Origin of the sequence: Ligilactobacillus pobuzihii E100301 = KCTC 13174, from assembly GCF_000349725.1 — a bacterium.
Classification (GTDB): domain Bacteria; phylum Bacillota; class Bacilli; order Lactobacillales; family Lactobacillaceae; genus Ligilactobacillus; species Ligilactobacillus pobuzihii.
The window spans coordinates 32,829-50,063 of record NZ_KB714689.1 but is presented as its reverse complement, the minus strand read 5'-3'; the positions used below and the strand labels follow the sequence as shown (position 1 = coordinate 50,063).

18 protein-coding genes are annotated in these 17,235 nt (G+C 40.7%); 12 read left to right on the top strand and 6 right to left on the bottom strand.

Annotation, left to right across the window (positions count from 1 at the left end):
• Together LACPOB_RS12980 and LACPOB_RS0103315 are read left to right on the top strand one after the other, a co-directional pair.
• Positions 1 to 276, top strand: a 276-nt coding sequence (locus LACPOB_RS12980; protein WP_258420984.1) for a cation:proton antiporter domain-containing protein, incomplete at its 5' end; no start/stop codon positions are given.
• Between the two features lie 53 nt (positions 277 to 329).
• Positions 330 to 590, top strand: coding sequence for a hypothetical protein (locus tag LACPOB_RS0103315; protein ID WP_017867408.1), 261 nt, complete (start codon positions 330 to 332; stop codon positions 588 to 590).
• Between the two features lie 43 nt (positions 591 to 633).
• Here LACPOB_RS0103315 and LACPOB_RS0103310 read toward each other — a convergent pair whose 3' ends face one another.
• Positions 634 to 1,029, bottom strand: coding sequence for a DUF1694 domain-containing protein (locus tag LACPOB_RS0103310; RefSeq protein ID WP_017867407.1), 396 nt, complete (start codon positions 1,027 to 1,029; stop codon positions 634 to 636).
• 228 nt (positions 1,030 to 1,257) lie between these two features.
• Here LACPOB_RS0103310 and LACPOB_RS0103305 point away from each other — a divergent pair, with 228 nt between their 5' ends.
• The 3 genes from LACPOB_RS0103305 (at position 1,258) to LACPOB_RS0103295 (ending at position 3,986) form a co-directional block, all read left to right on the top strand.
• Positions 1,258 to 1,575, top strand: a complete 318-nt coding sequence (locus LACPOB_RS0103305) for a hypothetical protein (RefSeq protein ID WP_017867406.1) — start codon at positions 1,258 to 1,260, stop codon at positions 1,573 to 1,575.
• Between the two features lie 351 nt (positions 1,576 to 1,926).
• On the top strand, positions 1,927 to 2,124 hold the full coding sequence (locus LACPOB_RS0103300) for a CsbD family protein (RefSeq protein ID WP_017867405.1): 198 nt from the start codon (positions 1,927 to 1,929) through the stop codon (positions 2,122 to 2,124).
• A 419-nt stretch (positions 2,125 to 2,543) separates the two neighbouring features.
• A complete protein-coding gene (locus LACPOB_RS0103295) occupies positions 2,544 to 3,986 on the top strand; it encodes an APC family permease (RefSeq protein WP_017867404.1) in 1,443 nt (480 codons plus the stop codon).
• A gap of 393 nt (positions 3,987 to 4,379) precedes the next feature.
• Here the strand turns inward: LACPOB_RS0103295 and hemH are convergent, their stop codons facing one another.
• Entirely contained in the window at positions 4,380 to 5,321 is a 942-nt protein-coding gene (gene hemH / locus LACPOB_RS0103290) for a ferrochelatase (protein ID WP_017867403.1), read from the bottom strand.
• A gap of 229 nt (positions 5,322 to 5,550) precedes the next feature.
• Between hemH and LACPOB_RS0103285 the strand changes: the two genes are divergently transcribed.
• The 3 genes from LACPOB_RS0103285 (at position 5,551) to LACPOB_RS0103275 (ending at position 9,379) form a co-directional block, all read left to right on the top strand.
• Positions 5,551 to 6,300, top strand: a complete 750-nt coding sequence (locus tag LACPOB_RS0103285) for a DeoR/GlpR family DNA-binding transcription regulator (RefSeq protein ID WP_017867402.1) — start codon at positions 5,551 to 5,553, stop codon at positions 6,298 to 6,300.
• A gap of 5 nt (positions 6,301 to 6,305) precedes the next feature.
• Complete coding sequence (gene pfkB, locus LACPOB_RS0103280; protein ID WP_017867401.1) at positions 6,306 to 7,223, top strand: 1-phosphofructokinase; 918 nt, start codon at positions 6,306 to 6,308, stop codon at positions 7,221 to 7,223.
• Between the two features lie 182 nt (positions 7,224 to 7,405).
• Entirely contained in the window at positions 7,406 to 9,379 is a 1,974-nt protein-coding gene (locus LACPOB_RS0103275; RefSeq protein WP_017867400.1) for a PTS fructose transporter subunit IIABC, read from the top strand.
• A 355-nt stretch (positions 9,380 to 9,734) separates the two neighbouring features.
• Here LACPOB_RS0103275 and LACPOB_RS0103270 read toward each other — a convergent pair whose 3' ends face one another.
• Entirely contained in the window at positions 9,735 to 10,535 is an 801-nt protein-coding gene (locus LACPOB_RS0103270) for a 2-keto-4-pentenoate hydratase (protein ID WP_017867399.1), read from the bottom strand.
• Between the two features lie 953 nt (positions 10,536 to 11,488).
• Between LACPOB_RS0103270 and LACPOB_RS0103265 the strand changes: the two genes are divergently transcribed.
• The 4 genes from LACPOB_RS0103265 to LACPOB_RS0103250 all read left to right on the top strand — a co-directional run bounded on the left by LACPOB_RS0103265 (position 11,489) and on the right by LACPOB_RS0103250 (position 14,143).
• A complete protein-coding gene (locus LACPOB_RS0103265; RefSeq protein WP_026142728.1) occupies positions 11,489 to 12,544 on the top strand; it encodes a PTS sugar transporter subunit IIC in 1,056 nt (351 codons plus the stop codon).
• 16 nt (positions 12,545 to 12,560) lie between these two features.
• Positions 12,561 to 12,719 carry a hypothetical protein gene (locus LACPOB_RS12690; protein ID WP_017867397.1) on the top strand — a complete coding sequence of 53 codons (159 nt, stop codon included), beginning with the start codon at positions 12,561 to 12,563 and terminating at the stop codon, positions 12,717 to 12,719.
• Positions 12,720 to 13,027: 308 nt separating this feature from the next.
• A complete protein-coding gene (locus tag LACPOB_RS0103255; protein WP_017867396.1) occupies positions 13,028 to 13,660 on the top strand; it encodes a L,D-transpeptidase in 633 nt (210 codons plus the stop codon).
• Positions 13,661 to 13,687: 27 nt separating this feature from the next.
• Positions 13,688 to 14,143, top strand: coding sequence for a hypothetical protein (locus LACPOB_RS0103250; RefSeq protein ID WP_017867395.1), 456 nt, complete (start codon positions 13,688 to 13,690; stop codon positions 14,141 to 14,143).
• Positions 14,144 to 14,333: 190 nt separating this feature from the next.
• Here LACPOB_RS0103250 and apf read toward each other — a convergent pair whose 3' ends face one another.
• From apf to LACPOB_RS0103235, 3 genes are all read right to left on the bottom strand, one after another.
• Positions 14,334 to 15,089 (bottom strand): aggregation-promoting factor, encoded by a 756-nt coding sequence (apf, locus tag LACPOB_RS0103245; RefSeq protein WP_017867394.1) that lies wholly within the window; start codon positions 15,087 to 15,089, stop codon positions 14,334 to 14,336.
• 528 nt (positions 15,090 to 15,617) lie between these two features.
• A complete protein-coding gene (locus LACPOB_RS0103240) occupies positions 15,618 to 15,875 on the bottom strand; it encodes a hypothetical protein (protein WP_017867393.1) in 258 nt (85 codons plus the stop codon).
• 359 nt (positions 15,876 to 16,234) lie between these two features.
• A complete protein-coding gene (locus LACPOB_RS0103235) occupies positions 16,235 to 17,188 on the bottom strand; it encodes a glycosyltransferase family 2 protein (protein ID WP_017867392.1) in 954 nt (317 codons plus the stop codon).
• Between the last annotated feature and the right edge of the window lie 47 nt (positions 17,189 to 17,235).

Sequence of the window (17,235 nt, the reverse complement as noted above, 5' to 3'; positions counted from 1 at the left end):
GACTTCTGGCTATTTTTCACGTTAACGATCGTCGGGATTGTAACTAAATGGTTGGGTGCCGGCTTGGGCGCTGGGATCGCCAAATTCAACTTCAAGAGTTCGTCAATGATCGGTGCGGGCATGATCTCGCGAGGGGAAATGGCTTTGATCATCGCGCAATTAGGCTTTAATGCACATTTATTATCAGTCGATAATTATTCTGCAGTCATTGGTGCGATCGTAGTTACGACACTGTGCGCACCATTTATTTTACGTGCTGAGATCAAGCGGGTTTAGTTAAACAAAATCTCCTATTAATTGCGTATCTATATAATAGGAAGTGACCGTAAATGCGCCAAGAAGCGCCGGAGTTACAGTATATGCAAGCTTTGAGTCAGCGCGTTAAACTTGCAACCAAGAAACAACATGCACTACAACACGCATTGCAAGGATATAATGGGGAGTGTTTATTTGATTGCTGTCTTCCGCCTAATTTATCCCAGCCAGAGTTTTGTATGGACGACGTTGATTTGAGTTACCAGGGCAGTCATTGCCAAATTTTTTCTCATCGCACCAAAAAAGCGACCTTCAGTACTTACTCAATAACCTGAGTATCTACTGGGGTCGCTTTTTAATTCATCTAATTATTATTTATCACGCTTGTGGAAATCTTTTTGCAACATCAACTTCGTCTAAGTGTAATGCAGTGTGTTCTGTGCAAACGACTGCTGCTAAAGCATCCATGTCGCTCGGCGCAGCCTTTCCAGCTAGTACCTTGGAAGGGTTGCTGACTAAGTTGGATAAGTCTGTTAATCTGTCGACCGCCGTTTCTGAGGCATTCCCGTTGATCAATAAGTGATATTCGGGATTCTGGTCTAGTTCCTTGTGCAAGGCATCGATAAATTGTGGTTGTTGCGCTTCGCCTTGGTCCAAGGTCAAAGCCACGCGCTCGCGAAAGGTCCCTAAATAATGTCGCTGTTCGTCCGGTTTGACTTTAGGTGAGCCGTACATGCTTTGTGACAAACGCTCATTTAAGTTGTCATCGGCCATTGATCGTGTCCTCCTTTAAATTATCTACCATTAATTACCATAACATAAACTGACTAGTAATTTAATTCTTTCATTTGGCAAATGGTGCTTCCAGATGTATTGTTGCAAATAAACTTATACTAAGGATCCTATTATACTAGTCGTTTCGAAGCTCTGAAGAACACACGGGCATAAAATCCACTTGAAAAACAAACGTATGTTCGTATAATGAAGAGTGAGGTGGTTAATATGAAAACAGCAAAGCAACATGTTGATGTGATGGAAGCACGGATCGAACACTATTTCATGCCCCATATCAAGGCGCGTTATCAGATCCAGATCGTTAATGATAAGTTCGATAATTCATTTAATTTTTTCTTTTTATATAAAAAAGGCGCTGAGAACACGCATTCGATCCCGATCCGAGTGATCAAAGATCATGATTGGATCTATTTTGAACAGATCGTCCGCGAATTACACCGTCGCGTGAATTTTACGTTGCGTTTCACGGGCTTTCAAGGTGAGATCTGGCAGTCCAATGGGTGTAATATCCCCCATTATATGTAAACATACAAAAAACCGACAACAAGCTAAAACTGGCGGCTTTGCTTGTTGTCGGTCTCTAAATAAGATAGAAGTTAGTGACTGCTCAGGGGCGAACAGCCAAGAACTCAATCAACTTTAGCAGATTTAGAACTTAAATTCAATTAGACAGCCGATAGCGTTAAGCAGAAAGGCGGGATCAAATGACATTTTCGATCAAGATCACGTTTCAACTAGGACTATTTATTTTACTATGTATTGCAATTTACAACCTGACCAAACGAAAATGATAAGCGTTAAAGTGGTTTTTCAATCAAGCGTTAAGGTATAATACAGGTGCTGAGATAAGCAAATCTGATTCAAGGAGTGATTATAATGAGTAACTTTGATGATAAATTGGATGAAGCAAAAAGCAAGGGTAAGGAAACTTTAGGTAAGGTGACTGGCGATAAGAACAAAGAGGCCGAAGGTAAAGCAGAAGGCATCACCAAGAAAGCTAAACATAAAGTAGAAGACGCCAAAGATGCTGCCAAGGGTGCAGCACAAGGCCTAAAAGATGATGACGACCAATAAAAGAAACTAAGATCACAGGGCTAGCAGTTATTTGCTAGCCCTTTTTACTTGTTAAAAAATTTAAGATATATTCCCTGCCAAATGGCGTAATGTAGCTACCAAAACTATATTTACATAATTAACTATTGCGAATGATTAAGAATTATATTACTATTCTCTCATAACTAAATAGTTTCAAAAAGTATAAGCTATACTGTTGGTGATGTATGGTAAAACTTGATTTTGTTATTTGTACGAGTTGCGCGTGGCAAAAGATGTGCCTAAACAACTAGGAAGTCATAATGCAAGAACACATTATAATTTTTGGCTAAATTAGTGTTTATTTTTTGTTCGTCACACTTTGTCTGTTAGATTTTACACACTAGAGCCTATTAGTGCTCAAGTCCTTGGCTTTATTACATAGAAAGAGAAGTGATCTTATGGATAACCTTGAAGTACAAAATAAAAAGAAAATGACCTGGTCTACTCTTGCGTTGATGGCCTTTTCTACTGTTTGGGGTTTTGGTAACGTCATTAATGGCTATATGTATTTTGGCGGGATCAAAGTCGTCTTTAGTTGGGTCTTAATGTTTGCTCTTTACTTTGTTCCTTATGCTTTGATCGTCGGGGAATTAGGTTCCACCTTCAAAGATTCTGGTGGTGGTGTTAGTTCCTGGGTCAACGAAACAATGGGGCCAAAATGGGCTTATTACGCGGGCTGGACTTATTGGGCCTGTCACGTGGCTTATATCGCTGGTAAAGGTACTGGTGGCTTGCGTGCTATGACTTGGGCTATCTTTCAAGATGTAACGAAGTTTGATCAGGCCAGCACTGTTGGCATTCAGTTCGTGACTTTCTTGCTGTTCGTCGCCTTTTGTTGGTTAGCTTCCCGTGGTTTGACAGTCCTTGAAACTCTGGCTACTATCGCTGGGAGTGCCACTTTCATCATGTCGATCTTATACATATTGATGATGTTTGCCGCACCAGCAATCAATCCAGCTGTTAGTTTCCATTCGATAAATTTGAGTTGGAAGAGTTTAGTGCCTAACTTTAACGTTAATTACTTCACCTCGTTGTCGATTTTAGTCTTTGCTGTTGGTGGTTGTGAAAAGATCTCGCCATACGTTAATAAGCTAAAACATCCTTCGAAAGATTTTCCGAAAGCGATGATCGTCTTGGCTATTATGGTCATGATCTCTGCTATTTTGGGTACGATCGCAATGGCTATGATGTTTGACCCTAATGCTGTTAAAAATAACTTTGATAGTTATATCTCTAATGGTGATTACTGGGCTTTCCAGAAACTGGGTAACTATTATCACATTGGTAATGTTTTGTTAGTGATCTATGCCATTACAAATGTGATCGGTCAGTTCTCGACTTTGTGTTTGAGTATTGATGCTCCATTGCGTATCTTGTTAGGTAGTAAGGAAGCAAAAGACTTTATCCCTGCTGGTTTGTTGAAGAAAAACAAATATGGTGCCTATATCAATGGGATCAAGATGGTCGGGATCTTGTCTGGTGCGATCATCTTATCGCAATCACTGGTTCCTGGTGCTGCTAAAGTTATGTCTCAGTTGATCAAACTAAATTCTACTATGATGCCGCTGCGGTATCTCTGGGTCTTCGTTGCTTATATCGCCTTGCGGAAAGCACGTGATAAGTATCGATCGGATTATGTTTTTTCTAAACACCAAGGAATAGCGTACTTCTTTGGGGTCTGGTGTTTCTTGATCACAGGTGCATGTTGTTTATTAGGAATCTATTCAACAGATCCATTTGCCTTAACGCTCAACATTGTAACGCCCGTGGTCTTAGTTGCTTTAGGTATGATCTTACCAACGATCAAAAACTATCAGGATAAAAAAGCAGAGGAAAATTAGTCTGTCAAATAAGCGAGTGAGATAAAAGGTGTTTTGATCTTTTGTAACACGTTTAGGGGGACCGGGACAAAACTAGCTGTACGATCCTAAAAGGGCTGTCGATCTATCCCATTAAATGAGGCAGATTGACAGCCCTTAAACGTGTTTCAAAACATTTATTGCCTCACTCTCCTTTTAGGATCAACTAGCAGCTCCTTTTTATTCCAATTTCTATCTGAGCAAGAAATTAAAAAGGCATTGCTCATAATGCTAACTAGAACAAAGTGTCTATTTTTTATTCTATTCTGAACGATTAAAAATATGGCTATGTGTATATTTGATGAGACTAAAACATAGTCGTAGCAACAAATTGTTTAAATTTGTACATTATTTCATATGAATGTGGAAAATAATCTATTCTTGCACTAATTTTGCCAGCAGATCGGCGAATTTTGGATCATCGTTAAATGGTGGCAGATAAATGAAATTTTCGCCGCCATGACTCATGAAGTAGCCCTTGTTTTCGACTTCTAATTCATGTAAAGTTTCCAGGCAGTCAGCCACAAATCCTGGCGCGATGACCATTACTTTGCGGTATCCACGGTGAGGCAGCCCCTTCAAGGTTGCATCAGTTGCTGGTTTCAACCATTCACTAGGTCCAAATTTGGATTGGAAAGTTTGGAAGTATTTGATCTCGCCAACTTTTTCCATGATCCTTTGAGTCGTGTCGTAACATTCTTTCGGATAAGGGTCGCCGTCTTTTACATAAGACACGGGGACACCATGATACGAGAACAACAGGGCGTCAACAGGCGTTTGCTGGAGCTTGGCCTTGATCTTATCGGCATAGTAATTGATATAATCTTCTTCTTGATAGAAAGAATGAATAAAGCGTAGGTCGACGATTTTATCAGTGTGCAAGAAATAATTTTGAACCTCGTCATAAACTGAGCCGACCGTCGTCCCCGAATACTGCGGGTACAATGGAATGACCGTGATGTCGCGGTAACCAGCGTCTAAGAGTTTGTCGAATGTTTGACTGATCCGTGGTTCGCTGTATGACATCGCGATCTCGACACGAAAATCGGGCAAGCGTTCCTGCAAGAGTTCTTGTTGTCTTTTGGTATAAGTCAATAAGGGTGAGCCGTCCTTACGCCAGATTTTTTGGTAGAGTTTAGCGGATCTTTGCGGTCGGTGAGGTAAGATCATCGTTTGTAAGATCGGTTGCCATAGTAGAGGGGACATCTTGATGATCCGACGGTCGGATAAAAAGACGTTTAGATATTCTTTGACGCTGGCGGTAGTTGGCGCTTTAGGTGTTCCTAGGTTAATTAAAACAACGGCTTTGTTGTGCATACGTATCTCTCCTAGTGAAAATGTTTACAACCTATTATAAATCATTACAAATAAACACTCAATGCCTCTATTGTTTGAATGATTTTGACTGATTAGCGACTTTCTGTGTCAAATATATGCAAAAAAGTCATATAATGTGCTGGTTTTTGGATCAGGATGAAAGAAAATGGTGGAAAATGATTGATTTTTGGTAAGTGGTTTGTTACTATATTTGTTGGAGGTAATGGAAGTGCTTGCAGAACAAAGACAACAACAGATTTTAGATATGCTTGCAAGTCGTCAAGTCGTCAAATTAAAGGATATTTGCCAACAAACAAACTGTTCTGCTTCTTCTGCTAGGCGCGATCTACAGCTTTTAGAAGATCAGGGAGCGTTAGTGCGGATCCACGGCGGTGCAAAAGCCAAGCATGATCTGCAGCGTGAATTAGACATGACGGGTAAGTCAACCCAGAATGTTTCTGCTAAGGATAAGATCGCTCAGTTAGCTGTTGCAAAGATTGCTGATCAAGAAGTCATCTTCTTAGATGCAGGAACTACGACTTTAGCGATGGTGCGTTACTTACAACAAAAGCAGCATTTGACGGTGGTCACCAATGGTGTGTTACACGCATCGCAGTTGGCTGATCAAGGTATCAGAACGATCCTAGTTGGTGGCATGCTAAAAAATACCACTAAGGCGATCGTTGGGACTAAAGCCGTCCGTGATCTACAGCATTACCGCTTTAATAAGGTCTTCTTAGGAGCCAATGGTGTTCATGATGAATATGGTTTGACGACACCAGATCCCGAAGAAGCTGCGGTCAAACAAGCTGCATTTGCACAAGCAGAAGAGACTTTTGTCTTAGCTGATGGTTCCAAATTCGAAGCAGTATCTTTTGTTAAGATCTCTGACTTAGAACAAGCAACGATCATTACCACTGATTTATCGCGTGCTGTTTTCGACAAATACAGCAGGCAGACTAATATTTTGGAGGTCTAGATGTCATGATTTATACAGTGACTGTCAATCCAGCTATTGATTATATCGTTCAATTAAAGCAACTTACACTCGGTGAAGTCAACCGGATGGATTATGACAATAAACTGCCAGGTGGTAAGGGCATCAACGTTTCCCGTATCTTGAAAGAACTTGGGCATGACAATACGGCGCTTGGATTTTTAGGTGGTTTTACTGGTGAATTCGTTGATCACTCCTTACAAGAAATTGGCTTACGTACAAATTTTACGAAGATCGCGGCTGACACCCGGATCAACGTTAAAGTCAAAGCTCAAACAGAAACGGAGATCAATGGTCAAGGACCACAGATCACCGCAGACGAAGTCCAAGCCTTTTCTGACCAATTCGAACAACTGACACCCGCTGATACGGTGATTTTTGCCGGCAGCCTCGTACCTAGTTTAAGCAATGATTTTTATTTAGATTTGATCAAGATTATTCGTTCCAAGGGTGCACAGTTTGTGATCGATACGACTGGTGAAAGCTTAATGAAGACTTTGCCTGAACATCCGTTAGTCGTCAAACCTAATAACCATGAGTTGGCCGACTTGTTTGGGGTTGAGTTAAATAGTATTGCTGATATTGTAAAATACGCACGTAAATTGTTAGAACTCGGTGCACAACATGTCTTAGTTTCGATGGCGGCTGATGGTGGTTTGATGGTAACAAAAGATCATGTTTACCGCTCGAAAGCACCAAAGGGCACAGTGATCAACTCAGTTGGTGCTGGTGATTCAATGATCGCCGGCTTTACTGGGACGTTTGCTCGTACGCAAGATCCGCAAGAAGCTTTCAAATATGGCTTAGCTTGCGGCTCAGCTACTACATTTTCTGAAGATTTGGCAACAAGTGAGAAAATCAAAGAGATCCTACCACAAATCGAGATCACGGAGTGGGAAGAATAGATGTGATCAGTTGAGTTTTGCGAAACGGAAAGTTCTGTCTAGTTCACTGTAACTTTATATTATAAAAGTACAATTTAAAGATATAGGCCGCTAGTACTTGCTTTTTCCTGTTTCGCCTTATTCTGTTAAAAAACTGGGGTCTTCTAATAGACCCCGATCAGTTAAATTAGGAGGTTTAATCAATGGACATTCGTGAATTGTTGATAAAAGACATCATGATCATGGATCTCAAGGCCGACACTAAGGCCGGCGTGATCGATGAAATGGTTCATAATTACTATGAAAAAGGCATTATTGATGACGAAGAATTATACAAAAAAGACATCTTAGCCCGTGAGGAGGAAAACTCAACGGGTATGGGTGACGGAATTGCGATCCCGCATGCGCATGATGCAGCTGTTAAGAAACCTGCTGTAATGTTTGCGCGGAGTACTAAAGGTGTTGACTATGATTCACTCGATGGCCAACCAGCTCACTTGTTCTTCATGATCGCTGCGCCAGAAGGTGGCGACAACACTCATTTGCAAGCTCTCGCAGCTTTATCGCAAGTGTTATTAGATCCTGCAGTCGTTTCTTCCTTGGAGGATGCCGACACACCAGATAAGGTCCAAGCGATCTTTTCTAAGGCTGTTGGTAAAAAACAAGCTGAAAACGAAGCACAAGAAAAAGAAGAGCAACAACAAGATCAAGCTGCTGTTGCAAGTGACAAGCCATATATCGTCGCTGTAACTGCTTGTCCAAACGGTATCGCGCACACTTACATGGCTGAAGATAACTTGAAAAAAGCAGCCGAAAAATTAGGCGTCAACATCAAGGTCGAAACAAACGGTTCTGAAGGTACGAAACATAAGCTGAGTGCCGACGAGATCGACCGCGCTGAAGGTGTTGTGATCGCTGCTGATAAGAAGGTTTCTATGGGTCGTTTCGATGGCAAGAAAGTGACAAGTAAAGCTGTTACTGCTGCTATCAAAGATCCAGAAACTTTGATCAATTCGATCTTAAACGATCAAGTAGGTACTTATCATGCTTCTGGTAACGACGATTCAGAAGAATCAGTCGACACGGGTGATTCTGGTTGGGGCGGCATTTATCGTCAGTTGATGAATGGTGTTTCCCACATGTTGCCATTTGTTATTGGTGGTGGGATCTTAATGGCCATTTCCTTTATCGTCGAGAACTACGCCGGCGGTGAAGATTCAATGGCATTTATCTTCTTGAACAATGCTGGTAATATGGCCTTTGCTTTCATGGTCCCAGTTTTGGCGGCTTACATTGCTGAAGCGATCGCTGACCAACCTGCACTGATGCCTGGTTTTGCTGGTGGTTTCATGGCCACGGTCTACACTGGCGCATACGGTGGTGCTTATACGGCTAACGTCATGACTGATGCCAAGTCTGCCGCTGGTTTCTTAGGTGGTTTGGCCGCTGGTTTTATCGCTGGTTACTTCATGAAATGGTTGGAAAAGGTTTGTGCTAAATTGCCACAATCAGTTGCCGGAATGAAGTCAATGTTGATTTACCCGATCGTTGGTTTGTTATTTATCGCTTTAGTTATGTTCTTTATCGTCAACCCAATTTTCTCCACGATCAACGTTTGGATCACAAACTTCTTGAATAACTTAGGTACTGGTAACTCTGTAGTCTTGTGCCTGTTGCTTGCTGGTATGATGTCGATCGATATGGGTGGTCCTTTCAACAAGGCCGCTTATGTCTTCGCCGCTGGTGCTTTTGCCAATGACCCGAACTCTACTCAAGCTGCTATGCTGATGGCTGCTGTTATGGTTGGTGGTATGGTGCCACCATTTGCTACGGCAATTGCTACGTTGGGCTGGAAGAACAAGTTCACCAAGCAAGAACGTCAAGCTGGTGGTACTAACTGGATCTTAGGTTTCTCATTTATTACTGAAGGTGCGATCCCATTTGCTACAGCTGATCCAGGTCATGTTATTCCATCTAGTGTTGTTGGTTCGGCTGTCGCTGGTGCAATTATCGGTGCATTGAAAGTCGGTGTTCCTGCACCCCATGGTGGTTTCTGGGTTTCACCACTTGCTACAAACATCTGGGGCTACTTCTTGGCCGTGATCGTTGGTTCGATCGTTGCCGGTGTGATCTTAGGTTTGTGGAAAAAAGAAATCAAACCCGTTGATGCAAAATAGTTAATTGAATAAAAAAATGTCACTCCAGAAAGGGTGGCATTTTTTTGTATGGTTTAATTTAAATGGAGCACTACTACACTAATTATATTTGACTTCCAAATCAACAGGATACGAGCTGACAAATGAAATGCAGTAATTGGCCCAAACTTGAGTGTATGTCGGTCCAAATATCCACTAATCGGTCCTAAGTCAGTGAGAAGAAGGTCCAAATATTGACTAACCGGCCCCAAGTCAGCGAGAAGAAGGTCCAAATATCCAGTAATCGGCCCCAAGTCCCCCTCAAAAAAGCAAACTTACTTTGAGCACCACCTAGTAAAGAAAACTTTACGCAAATTTTTCCTGCCAAATGGAAGACCTATTCCACCACGCTTAAATTGACTTCTCCTAAGCCATTATCAAATACCGCCTTCCATTTTCCTGCAGTTAATTTTTCCGGCAAGAGAAAGGTCCCGCTCGATACTAGTTGACCAGCTTCAATCATTTGACCTTGTGTAGCCAACTTTTCAGTTAACCAGTGTAAGGAGTTGAGTGGGTTGCCCAGGACTTCCGTCGATACACCGTCTTTAAGCAATACATCATCTTGGAACAATTGACAGTGGACATTTGCGACTTGCTCAACTGAACTAAAAACGCTTGAAGCTTCCTTTTCTGTTCCGTAAACGATGTAGCCTCCGACCGCCGCATCGGCCATAACTAGATGTTTGGGTAAAGCGGGAAACCAATCGCTAAAACGGGAGTCGGGTACTTCGATCGCTGGCGCCACTAAAGTCTTGTTCAATAGTTCTTCAAGTGAATCCGTACGCGATAACTCTTCTTTAGCTCTAAATACTAATTCAACTTCAGCTAAGGGTTCCATTAGTTTCGTATTGTCAAATGTGTGCGGTCCTTGCACCACATGGCTGTCGATCTGTGCACCATACAGCGGGGCGTCAGCGTCAAACAGGTCTTGGGTTTCTTTACTGGTCAGTGAAACTTTATATCCACCGATCTTTTCGTCTTTTAATTCAGTCAGATAATCTTGCACTCGGTAAGCACTCGCATCGTCAGTCACTACGTCTGAATATTCTGTCATGTCCAAGGCCTTACCAGTTGAGTAAGCCTTAAAAAGTGTTTTGGCCAAATCCTTTTCACTTGTTGACAATTTTTCATTCGTCATAATGATCCCTCCATTTGAAATTTATGCATGCCATCTTTCATTTACCAAAAAAACGCCCCTAACCACCAACACAAAGTTAGTAGTTAAGGGCGCTTATTAAACGCTGTACCACCTTAAAATTTCTCTTAGCTGTAAAGCACACAAATATAAATGCTACCTTACATTGACACGTTAATGAGTGCCTGCCAACAACAGCTAATTGTTTCAAAACCAAAATAGTAATTTTCACTGCGTAGCTCAGAGATGATCATCTCGCTGTGAAATGGGGCGACTCACACCAACCGTCGTTTCTCTGACCACTTACACAGCAAAAAATTCTCGTTACAGCTTTTAATTTACTTTTAATATTGTTAAGTAACATACACTAAACAAATGGAGCTTGTCAACCATCTATTGCAAAATTTTTTTCGGTGCCTAAGTGGCTAACAGAGACACTTTTGCTGCGCATTAAAAAAGGCGAAAAAAGTTGTTGACATCTCCATGACAATCAGTTACATTAATAAACAATTAAATTATGATGAAAACGCAAAGACGAGGATTGCTCGTTCAAAATGTCTCAGAGAAACTCTGGTGGTGCAAAGAGTCGACGATTTGGATAGAGCTTCTCACCTCCGATGCGACTATAGTGAAAGTCAAACAAGTAACTGTAGTTGGTCACCCACCATTATTAGGGGAACTGACAAACTAAGTCAGTCAAGGTCGCAAGTGATTTGGATCCGATCATTTGCGATGAATTTAATAGGTGGTACCGCGGAAACGCCCTATAAAGCTTTAATAATGCTTTGTAGGGCGTTTTTTTCATCAAATTTTTTACCAAATTAAGTAATGATCTACGAACATAAATAGAAAAGGGGTTGTGCGAAATGAAAGAAGAAACAGCAAAAGTTACTGAAAAGTCAGAAAATACAGAAGCTACTAACCAAACTCAGCAACAAGAACAAGCTGAGGAAAAAATGTCGGTCAAAGATTATGTTTATGCCGTATCCGCCGGGGTGTCTAATGCAGTTTTAGTCATGTTAGGGGTCGGTTTGTTGATTCAATCACTCGCCAATTTTGTCCATTGGGATGCTTTGTATCAAGTCGGAGCGATTGCTCAGTGGATGTTAGCTCCAGCCTTTGGAGCCGTGATCGCCACGCAGCTAAAGACAAACTCGTTGGTCATGTTTTCTTCGATGATCTCTGCTACTATCGGTGCTAATGCGGTGTACTTTACCAGTGACAGTATCAATGGTGTGACTTCGACTGGTAACGCTATGTCACAGGCCGCTCAGTCGGGGATCTTCACTTCTGGTCAACCGATCAGTGCAGTAGCTGCCGGTTTAATTGCAGCTTTAGTCGGTAAATATTTGACTGGTAAGACACCTCTTGACATGATGTTAGTACCTTTAGGTGCTACCTTGGTAGGTTCGATCTCAGGGCTGGGCCTTGCAAGTGTCACCACGCCAGCTTTGAATTGGTTGAGTGATTTTATTGCTCAGTCTATGCAGATCAATCCGTTGATTGGAGCAATGTGCGTTTCCTTTGCGTGGGCGTTGTTCTTGATGACGCCGGCTTCATCCGCTGCTTTGGCAGTGGCAGTCATGTTAGATCCATTGTCATCTGGCGCTGCTTTGATCGGAACGACTGCCCAATTTGTCGGTTTCTTGGTAATTTCCTGGCGCCAAAATAACATAGGTGCAAATATTGCTCAGGGCTTTTTGACACCGAAGATCCAATTCGCCAATCTACTGGTCAACCCACTGCTGGCAGTCCCTTCCTTTGTTTCGGCAATTGTTGCTGCCCCGATCGCCGCGATTTTCTTTAACTTCAAGGTCGATTACTCGATTGCAGGTTTGGGCTTAAATTCACTGATCGCACCGATCAACTTGGCATCGACTGATCCGCAGTTGTTGGTTGTGTACCTCTTGATGGCGATCGTTGTCCCAGCTGTAATCTCCTTAGTATTATATAAAGTGATGTTGAAGATGAAATTAGTCCATGACGGTCAATTGCACGTCGAAGTGGTTTAATAAGAGGTTACTTATAATGGAGAGTGAGACAAAAGATGCTTTGAAGCCGATTTGTAACGATGATTGCGTTATTTTGGGTTGTAGCGAAGCGAAGAACCAGAATAACGTAATCGTTGTTACAGTAAGGTTTCAATCTTTTGGAACACATTTAAGGGTCGTTGATTTATCCCATTAAATGGATTAAATCAACGGCCCTTTTAGGATTGGACAGCTAGTTTTGTCCCAGCCCTATTTTTTGGGTCTTTATCTGCAGATTTTAGGTACAATCTTGCTGTCCCTATCAGCTGAGTTTTGGCATTGAACCCTTTTGGGAAAATGATTGAGCTTTGTAACTTGTAGAAATAAATTAACAAGCTCACGTCTATCAAGGATAGTGTAAAAACATATGAATGCCACCGAGTTAGTCCGATTTTTAATTTTGCATGAACGATCTTTTCCCGCTATAATAAGTTTGATCAGGTGTTAGAAAGGGAAACATTACTCATGCAAAAACAAACATTAAAAAAAATAATCGCTGGAGTAGTCTTGTGTTTGGCTGTAACCTTTGTGGTTGTTAAGGCCTCAGATGCACTAGAACAGCCACAAAAAAAAGAGCAGGATAAAACTGAACAAACAACTAAAAAGACAGGAAAAGTTAAGTCTAGTGAGAAGAAAAAATCAGTTATGCGTAAGCCAATCAATTGGAAGAGATCTTCGGAAACAGTTGTTTACCCTGATTTGGATAAAGCAAAAGATTTCTGGATACACGTTTCGACTAAGAAATCACGTGTTTACTTGATGGATGGCAAAAAGAAACTCTATACGATGTACGCATCTACTGGTAAGGGCGGTGAACAAGCAACACCAAAGGGTACCTGGTATATTCAACCAGAAAAAGGCGATTTCTTTTATAACGGTGAATCTGGCGAAGGCGCTAAGTACTGGGTCTCGTTTAAAGATCACGGAGTTTATCTTTTCCATTCTGTCCCGACTGACCAAAATGGCAACTTTATTAAAGATGAAGCTAAAGAGTTAGGTAAGAAGTCTAATTCACATGGTTGTGTGCGTTTGTCAGTACTCGATGCCAAGTGGATGTATGAAAACTTAGAAACGAATACTAAAGTTGTGATCGATTAAGGTCCAACTAAAAGGGGAGCAAAAGTTGTGGGAAAATTGGGGATCTTAGGCAATGCCAGCAATGAAAAACGTAATCAGCGGATCATCCGCTTACGTAATGCTTTTAATGATGAACAGATCAATACTGTCCAACAAGCAGCCAAGTTGACGGGGTATACTGTCAAAACGGTCTCTCAGTGGGCTTACGATGGCGACATTCCCCTGTTGGATAAAGAAACTGGGGCGACTATTGTCCCACGAACCGCAAAAAATCAACGAAATATTGATCCAAAAAAGCAGATCGAACACATTAATTACTTAAGTATGATCTATAATAAACAAGAAGCGATCACCGTTGCCGCTTGTGCACAAAAGATGGGGTATCCTGAAGAAACGATCATCTCCTGGGCTAAAGCTGGAGATGTACCAGTTTTGTATGGGAGTGCTCAGCCAAATCGAACAGTGGTGCCATTTAATGACACTAATACGCCGGCCTGGCTGTAACGATTTGGGGCGTAGCAAAGCGAAGACACAGAATAATGTAATCTGTTACAGTAAGGCTTCACTCTTTTAGAACATGTTTAAGGGTCGTCGATTTACCCCATTTAATGGGATAGATCGGCGGCCCTTTTAGAATTACACAGCTAGTTATGTCCCAGCTCCTCGGTTATTTTAATGCGTTATTTTCTTAGTGTTAGTACCAACCATTGCTTTCCCAGTGAGCTTTAGCGGCTGACCAAGAACCATAAGTGGACTTAACGTATGAATCCGCAACTGATTCTTGATTTGAAGAGGAAAGGTCACCGTTCAAATAGCTGAGAGTCAGCTGATATTTACCGTAATACTGCCCATTTGTGGCTGTATAAGAGCCGCCGGATTCTTTGTTAGCGATCCAAGCTTTTGCAGAGGACTCAGAGGAATCAGAACTAGTTGTTGATGCTGAGTTCGTAGACGTATTGGTATTGTTATTGTCGTTTGTAGTCGTAGAAGCAAAGCCAGAGCCAGTCTGTTGGGAAGCGTTAGTATCTGTTGAGGATACATTTTGAGTTTTGGCTGATTGTTGCTTAGCTACTGTTGAATTTAGAGCAGAATTTTTAGTGGTCTGGGAATTTGTGTTACTTGGTTGGCCAATTTGTTTGGAAGTATCAGTGCCTGTTTTTGAAGCTTTTTTTGCTACCGGTTGTTGCACACTTGAATAGCGATAATTAGAATTTGTTTGATTTTTGTCGCTAGTTCCTGTTTCCAGTTTTTGCCCGATATAAATGGAATTGACGTTAGATAAATGGTTTAACTTTTCGATATTCGTGACTGTTGTTTGGTACGTTTGTGCGATCGATGAAACAGTATCACCACTTTTGACAGTTACAGTATCAGCATTTGCAAGTCCAGTGCCAGCGAAAAACAAACCAGTAGCTGCGGTAGTTGAAAGGATTATTTTTTTAAATTTCATGAGATAAGACTCCTTTTGTGTTTAAATGCTTTTTACTGATCTTAATATCAGTATGCTACGCAGTATAAACCTGTCTTATATCAAATGGATGACAAATAAATTAACGTTTTTCTGGTTTTTGTTATGATAATTCAGTTTTGTAACGTTTAGAAATAGTTAATGTTTGTTTCTTTTCGTATCGTTGATAAAATGGGGGATTTGCTCTTTTTTTCGTTAAAAATTCTTAGGTGTTTTGTAAAGTTTACTTTGAAATTTAACAATGAAAATATTTTTTAGCAAATTTTTGCAAAAAAGAAGAGTGAGACAAAAGATGTTTTGAAGTCGATTTGTAACGATGATTACATTATTTTGAGACGTAGTAAAGCGAAGGACCAAGAATAATGAAATCGTTGTTACAGTGAGGCTTCAATCTTTTGAAACACGTTTAAGGGCCGTCGATTTAACCCATTTTAATGGGGTAGATCGGCGGCCCTTTTTGAATTTCACAGTTAGTTTTGTCCCAATCTCTTTTTGAGCATTGTTGTTATCTTAGGAATAGGTTTGATCGGGGGCTAACCAACCCTCATCTAACAATTGATGATATTTTTTCCCGACTGGGACCCAAAGTGAAGCTTCATAGATCCGGTGCATTTCTTCCCAAAATAATGAATCATTCTTTTCTCTTTTGGAAAGGGTTAATTTAAAACATTTACCGTGTTCAGTGCAAACAAGTATATTTGGATAGAAAATACTAATAATTTTTGCAGCAGCGATATTTTTAATTTTATTTGTTTGGTCTAATAGCATTTAAAAAACCACCTTTTTATATTTGATGAATCAAGTGTAGCTTATCTAGCTTAAAGTAATCTAAAATGAAAAACTAAACGTGAATAATTTTTCGTTAGATGAAAATAACGCACTATTAGCAAGTTCTGCAAGGAAAACTGTTAACTTAAATTGTATTTTTAGTTAGTTTTAAACTTCTTCAATTAAACTAAGAATAGTTGGAAAACAACCCAAGATAATGTTGTTGAGTTGAGTAAATTTTTGTGGCCTTCTGGCAAAACTAACCGCTTCAACAACAAAAAAGTGATGAAGTAGACAGCGTAGCGCGGCTGTCTGTCATCACTTTTTTTGAATTATTTAACTGCTTTTCAAACCATTTTTTAGGAGTGGGCAATTTTTAAATTTTGCGATTGGCTAGCTTGCGAAAAACCGCTGATATCTGAAACGATATAAAGAGGACGCTTGCGCGAAGCCTGGAAGGTTTTATAGATATAGATCCCTAAAAGGCCCATGCCGATCAAGGATAAACCGATCAGGCCAAAAAGCGTACCAATCAGAAATTTGAGTGTGGTAAATCCGGTTATTAGGGCAACTGGAAGATAGACAAATGAAAAGCCAATTGAAATACTTCCGGCCCAGACCAATAATTTTAATGGAAAATCAGAAAAAGATGTGATCCCACTTAGTGCTAAACTGATCATCTTTTTTAGTGGATACTTAGAAGAACCTGCAATTCTTTCCTTACGTTCGTATTCAACGGATGTCTGCTTGAAGCCGACCCAACTGACTAGACCACGAACAAATGGATCTGTTTCGTTCATTTTTCGTAGTTCTTTGATCACACAACGATCCATTAAACGAAAATCTCCAGAGTCAAGCGGAATGTTAATGTTTGCGATCTTTTGTAAAAAACGATAAAAAAGTGATGCAGATATCTTCTTAAACCAAGTTTCTCCAGCACGGCTTTTATGTTTACCGTAGACAACTTGTGCTCCTTTTTTCCATTTTCTAATCATCTCTGGAATAACAGAAGGAGGGTCTTGCAAGTCGGCATCCATGACTACTACGGCATCTCCCATGGTATATCTGATACCTGCAGAAATGGCTAATTGATGACCAAAATTACGTGAAAACTCAATGAGCTTAATATTGCGATATTTTTGTTGCATCGATTTGATCAAGGATACACTTGTATCAGTTGAGCCGTCATCGATAAAAAGCAGCTCAAAATCTTGTGGTTGTTTTTCGACAAAGTTTTCTAGAACTTCAATTGTTTTCACGATCCCTGCTTCTTCATTATAAACGGGTAGAACTATCGAAATTAAATTACGCATCAGTATTTTCCCCTTTCTCTTTGGCTAATAAATTGAACTTAGATCAT

Coding starts and splice junctions, on each gene's coding strand:
- LACPOB_RS0103315 (WP_017867408.1), top strand. CDS start 330: ATGCGCCAAGAAGCGCCGGAGTTACAGTATATGCAAGCTTTGAGTCAG.
- LACPOB_RS0103310 (WP_017867407.1), bottom strand. CDS start 1,029: ATGGCCGATGACAACTTAAATGAGCGTTTGTCACAAAGCATGTACGGC.
- LACPOB_RS0103305 (WP_017867406.1), top strand. CDS start 1,258: ATGAAAACAGCAAAGCAACATGTTGATGTGATGGAAGCACGGATCGAA.
- LACPOB_RS0103300 (WP_017867405.1), top strand. CDS start 1,927: ATGAGTAACTTTGATGATAAATTGGATGAAGCAAAAAGCAAGGGTAAG.
- LACPOB_RS0103295 (WP_017867404.1), top strand. CDS start 2,544: ATGGATAACCTTGAAGTACAAAATAAAAAGAAAATGACCTGGTCTACT.
- hemH (WP_017867403.1), bottom strand. CDS start 5,321: ATGCACAACAAAGCCGTTGTTTTAATTAACCTAGGAACACCTAAAGCG.
- pfkB (WP_017867401.1), top strand. CDS start 6,306: ATGATTTATACAGTGACTGTCAATCCAGCTATTGATTATATCGTTCAA.
- LACPOB_RS0103275 (WP_017867400.1), top strand. CDS start 7,406: ATGGACATTCGTGAATTGTTGATAAAAGACATCATGATCATGGATCTC.
- LACPOB_RS0103270 (WP_017867399.1), bottom strand. CDS start 10,535: ATGACGAATGAAAAATTGTCAACAAGTGAAAAGGATTTGGCCAAAACA.
- LACPOB_RS0103265 (WP_026142728.1), top strand. CDS start 11,489: ATGTCGGTCAAAGATTATGTTTATGCCGTATCCGCCGGGGTGTCTAAT.
- LACPOB_RS12690 (WP_017867397.1), top strand. CDS start 12,561: ATGGAGAGTGAGACAAAAGATGCTTTGAAGCCGATTTGTAACGATGAT.
- LACPOB_RS0103255 (WP_017867396.1), top strand. CDS start 13,028: ATGCAAAAACAAACATTAAAAAAAATAATCGCTGGAGTAGTCTTGTGT.
- apf (WP_017867394.1), bottom strand. CDS start 15,089: ATGAAATTTAAAAAAATAATCCTTTCAACTACCGCAGCTACTGGTTTG.
- LACPOB_RS0103240 (WP_017867393.1), bottom strand. CDS start 15,875: ATGCTATTAGACCAAACAAATAAAATTAAAAATATCGCTGCTGCAAAA.
- LACPOB_RS0103235 (WP_017867392.1), bottom strand. CDS start 17,188: ATGCGTAATTTAATTTCGATAGTTCTACCCGTTTATAATGAAGAAGCA.